At 65.7% G+C, this 4,603-nt stretch carries 6 protein-coding genes; 2 read left to right on the plus strand and 4 right to left on the minus strand.

The features are described 5' to 3' along the window. Positions 1-496, plus strand: a 496-nt coding sequence (locus QOC69_RS18515; protein ID WP_526442191.1) for an AMP-binding enzyme, incomplete at its 5' end; no start/stop codon positions are given. 5 nt (positions 497-501) lie between these two features. Here QOC69_RS18515 and QOC69_RS18520 read toward each other — a convergent pair. The 3 genes from QOC69_RS18520 to QOC69_RS18530 are packed head-to-tail and all read right to left on the minus strand — an operon-like array spanning position 502 to position 3,316. After that, the gene (locus QOC69_RS18520; RefSeq protein WP_526442201.1) at positions 502-1,614 is read right to left on the minus strand and encodes a cytochrome P450; all 1,113 of its coding nucleotides are present in this window, start codon (positions 1,612-1,614) and stop codon (positions 502-504) included. 60 nt (positions 1,615-1,674) lie between these two features. Beyond that, entirely contained in the window at positions 1,675-2,472 is a 798-nt protein-coding gene (locus QOC69_RS18525; protein WP_526442193.1) for an SDR family oxidoreductase, read from the minus strand. Between the two features lie 13 nt (positions 2,473-2,485). Continuing rightward, the gene (locus tag QOC69_RS18530) at positions 2,486-3,316 is read right to left on the minus strand and encodes a mycofactocin-coupled SDR family oxidoreductase (RefSeq protein ID WP_526442195.1); all 831 of its coding nucleotides are present in this window, start codon (positions 3,314-3,316) and stop codon (positions 2,486-2,488) included. A gap of 168 nt (positions 3,317-3,484) precedes the next feature. Here QOC69_RS18530 and QOC69_RS18535 point away from each other — a divergent pair, with 168 nt between their 5' ends. Further along, complete coding sequence (locus tag QOC69_RS18535; RefSeq protein WP_526442197.1) at positions 3,485-4,312, plus strand: enoyl-CoA hydratase/isomerase family protein; 828 nt, start codon at positions 3,485-3,487, stop codon at positions 4,310-4,312. 53 nt (positions 4,313-4,365) lie between these two features. Here the strand turns inward: QOC69_RS18535 and QOC69_RS18540 are convergent. Further along, a partial coding sequence (locus tag QOC69_RS18540) for an SDR family oxidoreductase (protein WP_526442199.1) occupies positions 4,366-4,603 on the minus strand: 238 nt, incomplete at its 5' end.

The raw sequence follows: 4,603 nt of genomic DNA on the forward strand, positions 1-4,603 counted from the left end.
AGAGTTGCCGCCCGGACAAGCGGGCGAAATCTATTACGACGGTGGATATTCCTTCACTTACCTCAAGGACGAGGCGAAAACGTCGGCTGCGCGCAATGCACACGGCTGGGTCACGGTGGGCGACGTCGGCTACCTCGATGTCGACGGCTACCTCTACCTCACCGACCGCAGGCACCACATGATCATCTCGGGCGGAGTGAACATCTACCCGCAGGAGGCTGAAGATCTTCTGATCACCCATCCGCGGGTGCTCGACGCCGCGGTGTTCGGCATCCCGGACGACGACATGGGGCAGTCCGTCAAGGGCGTGGTGCAGACCGTTGACCCGGCCGACGCCACCGACGAGTTCGCCGCGGAGTTGTTCGACTGGCTACGAAACCAGCTGGCGCACTACAAGTGTCCGCGGTCGCTCTCGTTCGAGGCGCAGCTGCCCCGCACTGACACCGGCAAGCTGTACAAACAGCAGCTTGTCGGCAGGTACTCGCCGAAGGGGTAGCGGTTTCAGCCCAACTTCAGCGGTAGGCGCTCCAGCCCGAAGGTGTTCGCGGGGAACACGATATGAGGTTCGTAGCCGGCTTCGACCGAGAAGTCGGGGATGCGCTGCAGCCATTCGCGCACGATGAGCGTCAGTTCCATGCGCGCCAGGTGTGAGCCCAGGCAGCGGTGGGGTCCGCCGCCGAAGCCCCAGTGCCGGTGCACCTTTCCGTCCATCACCACGCCATTGGTCGAGATCTCGTCGCTGTCGTCCCGGTTGATCGCGCCGATGCACAGCCGCACCTGGGTGTCAGGGGGCAGGGTGATGTCCCCGATGGTGACCTCGGCGGTGGTGACCCGGGGGAGCATTGGCGCAGGCGGTTCCAACCGGACGATCTCCTCGACGAACACGCTCATCTGGTCGGGATCGTCGCGCAGCGTGGCCCGCAAACCTGGATTGCGGGCGAGTTCCAGCAGGGCTGCCGTCATCGCCGCGGTGACGGTGTCTAGCCCGGCAAGTACGAACAGATAGCTCAGGCCGATCGCCTCGGAGTCGTCGAGGGCATCCTCGCCTGTGAGCAACTGGGAGAGGATGTCTGGTCCCGGGTCGGCGCGTCGCTCGTTGATGGCCTCGGTGAGGTAGCCGAACAGTTCGAGTGCCGGTGTGAGGTCGGCCCCCTCGAGCGACGGCGCATCCGCCAGCGCGATGACCGAGTCCTTCCACGCGATGAGGCGGTCGCGGTCCTCCAGGGGCAGTCCGAACAGCGTCAGGAACACCTGCGAGGGGTAGGGAATCGCGACGTCGGCCACCACTTCGCACTCACCCTTCGTGACGACGTCGTCGATGATGTCGATGGCCTGCTTCTGCAATGCCGGCAACATCTCCGCCAGGGTGTGCGGGCTGAAGAACGGTTGCAGCATCTTGCGGAACCGGGTGTGCTCGGGTGGGTCGAATGCGATCGGCACCAGCGGGAGCGGGCTGCCAAGCACGTCGAAGGCCTTCTTGGACGAGAAGAGCTCGGGATTCCGCAGCGCAGACAGCACATCGTCGCGGTGGCTCAGGTAGAACCAGCCGTCGACGAACACCACCCGCCCGGCGTCGCGCAGGGTCTTCCACCCGACGCTACGGTCGGCCGCCATCGGCAGGCCGGCAAAGGAGAGTTCGGGTGCGCCAAGGGTTTCCACGTGTTCTCCTAGGGGTTAGAACGCCGACCGGTGCAAGCCACCGTCGACTTCGATCCAACTGCCGGTGAGATATCCGGCAGATTCCGAGCACAGGTACGCGATGAGCGAGGCGATCTCGCGCGGCTTGCCCATGCGGGCTGCGGGGACGCGGGCCTGGGTGAGCATGAAATCGCGCCGCTCCTGCTCGGTGCTCGCGCCGAGATGCTGCTGCAAGTAGGCCAGCGCGTTCTCGGTCTCGATCCAGCCGGGCGCGACGGTGTTGACGGTGATGCCGTGCTGGGCGTACTCGTCGGACACGGTCTTGAGTAGGCCGATGGTCGATGGCCTGCTGGTGTTGGCCACTGCGTGGTGGATGTTGCCCGCAGGCTCCTTGGCGGTGGCGGACCCGATGTGCGCGAACCGACCCCAGCCCGCCTCCTTCATCGCCGGCAGCACCGCCTGCAGGAGCAGGATCTGGCTCATCGTGTGCATTTCGAAGGACTCGCGGTAGACGTTCACGTCGGTGATGTCGGCGAAGTCCCCGGGGCGCTGGTACTTGGCCTGGCCGACGACGATGAGCGGCGGGCCGTGTTGGTCGCTGACCTCGCGGATCGCATGGCCAAGCTGCTCCGGGTTGCTGACGTCGGCCGTGACGCCGATCGCCGTACCGCCTTCGGCGCGGATCGCCTCGACCGCCGCGTCGACGTCGGACTTGGTCCGTGCCAGCACGGCCACCCGTGCGCCCTCGTCGGCGAGCAGCGTGGCGACCTCGAAGCCGATTCCCTTGCTGCCTCCGACGATCAGCGCCGAGCGGTCCGCTATTCCGAAGTGCATTGCGGAATGCCTGCTAGCCTCGCCGCACGTCCATGCCGGCGTCCACTTTCAGCATGCTTCCCGTGAACGAGCGACCCGCGTCGCTGATCAGGAACAGGATCGCGTTGCTGACGTCGCGCGGCTCGATCAACGGCAGGTCCGGCAGCGCGGTCTGTACGGCGTTGACCATGCGGGGGTTCTCCTCGATCACCTTGAACAACGCCGGGTTCTCGGTGATCATCGGTGTCGCGCAGTTGGTGGGTGCGACTGCGTTGACGCGGATGCGGTCGGGCGCGAGCATGGCCGCGTACGCGCGGACCAGGCCGACGACGGCGACCTTGGACATCAGGTACGAGTCGCTGCCGCCACGGCCGTCGGTCAGGTCCAGGAGCGCGATCATCGAGCTGGTCGCGATGAGGTTGCCGCCCTCGCCGCGCTCCTTCAGGTGCGGGATCGCGACCTGGAAGGCATTCCACACCCCGATGAGCATGATGTCGAGGCCCAGCCGCAGGGCTTCGGAGGCGTCGCGCTCGTCAGCATTGGTCAGCACCACACCTGCATTGGCGAGCACGGTGTCGATGTGACCGAACTGCTCGACACCGGCGTCGAAAGCCTCTTGGAGGGCAGCTTTGTCGCGGACGTCCGCCTTGCGGATGAGCATCTCCTGGCCGGTCTTTTCGACAAGGCGAGCGGTCTCCTCAAGATCCTCGTAGGTGCCCAGCTTGTAGGGCACGACCTCGAGGTCTTCGCAGATGTCGACTCCGACGATGTTCGCACCCTGCTCGGCGCACATCACCGCGTGCGAGCGGCCCTGACCGCGGGCGGCGCCAGTGATGAAGACGACGCGGCCGTCCAGTGAACCCATTCGTATTTCCTCCAGTAGCTTGCTATTGGCCCCGCTGAGAAGGGCGGCGGGGCACGTGGCAGTGACGCGTGCCACTTCGAGGATGCTACGCCCGGAGTTTGGAATCATACAACTATTTGGCTAATTTGATGGAGACAGACCTGTCGACGCTCTGGAAGGGATTCCCACATGTCCGATAGCCCCAATGGCGGCCCGCGCCCACCCGAGGGCGATTGGCTGGGTACGCCCTTCCTGAACTTCAAACGCGAAGGCGCCTTCGCGATCTGCACTCTGGACCGTCCCAAGGCGCGCAACGCGATGACGCCCGCGATGTACTTCGGCATCCGGTACGCCATCAGCCGGGTGAACGCCGATCCCGACCTCGCGGGCCTGCTCATTACCGGCACCGGCGACGTCTTCGCGCCAGGCGGCGACCTCGGTCAGGCCGCGGAGGACAACTGGATGGACTTCGCCGCCACCATGGGCATGGACGTGACGCCGTTCGACGTCCTGCGTCAGTCGCCGAAGCCGGTTGTCTCAGCGGTGAACGGGCTCTGTCAGGGCGGTGGCCTGCAGATCGCGATGTGCAGCGACCTCGCCGTGGTCAGCGACCGGGCCACCTTCCGCGTGCCCGAATTGTTCCGCGGCATCGCCGACACGTATTACAGCCAGGTGCTGGCGCGCATGATCGGGCCGGTCCGCACCAGGGATCTGATGTTCACCGGCCGGACGCTGAACGCCGAAGAGGCGGTGGAGTGGGGCATGGTGGCCAGGGTGGTTCCCCACGACGACCTGCTCAAAATTGCCAAAGAGCTTCTGGCGCAATGCTGCCGGACCGCTCCCGGAGCGCGGGGCGTAATCAAGTCCAGCCTGGACGGCTACCTGGGTCTGTTCGACCGGATCGGCATGCAGACCAGCCTGTTCGGTCCCGAGGCGCGGGAAGGCTTCCGCGCGTTCAAGACCAAGACGTCGCCAACGTGGGTGCACCCCGAACTTCAGCTGGAGGGCCGACTCTAGCTCGCGGCCGATGGGCTGGCTGCCGAGCGGGCAGCCAGCCCGTGGTCTCTGTGCTACTTCGGGGTGAAGCGCTGAGCGCCGTCGAGGCGCATGACTTCGCCGTTGACGTAGCCGTTGGTGAGCAGGAACGCTGCCGCATCGGCGTATTCGTCGGGTGTGCCCAGCCGCTTCGGGAACGGGATGTTGGCGGCGAACTTGGCGATCGCCTCTTCGCCGACCGACTCCATGATCGGTGTCTTCATGGTGCCCGGCGCGATGGTGTTGACCCGAATACCCACCGAACTGAGGTCG

Source organism: Mycobacterium sp. (assembly GCF_032162105.1).
In the GTDB taxonomy this organism is placed as follows: domain Bacteria; phylum Actinomycetota; class Actinomycetes; order Mycobacteriales; family Mycobacteriaceae; genus Mycobacterium.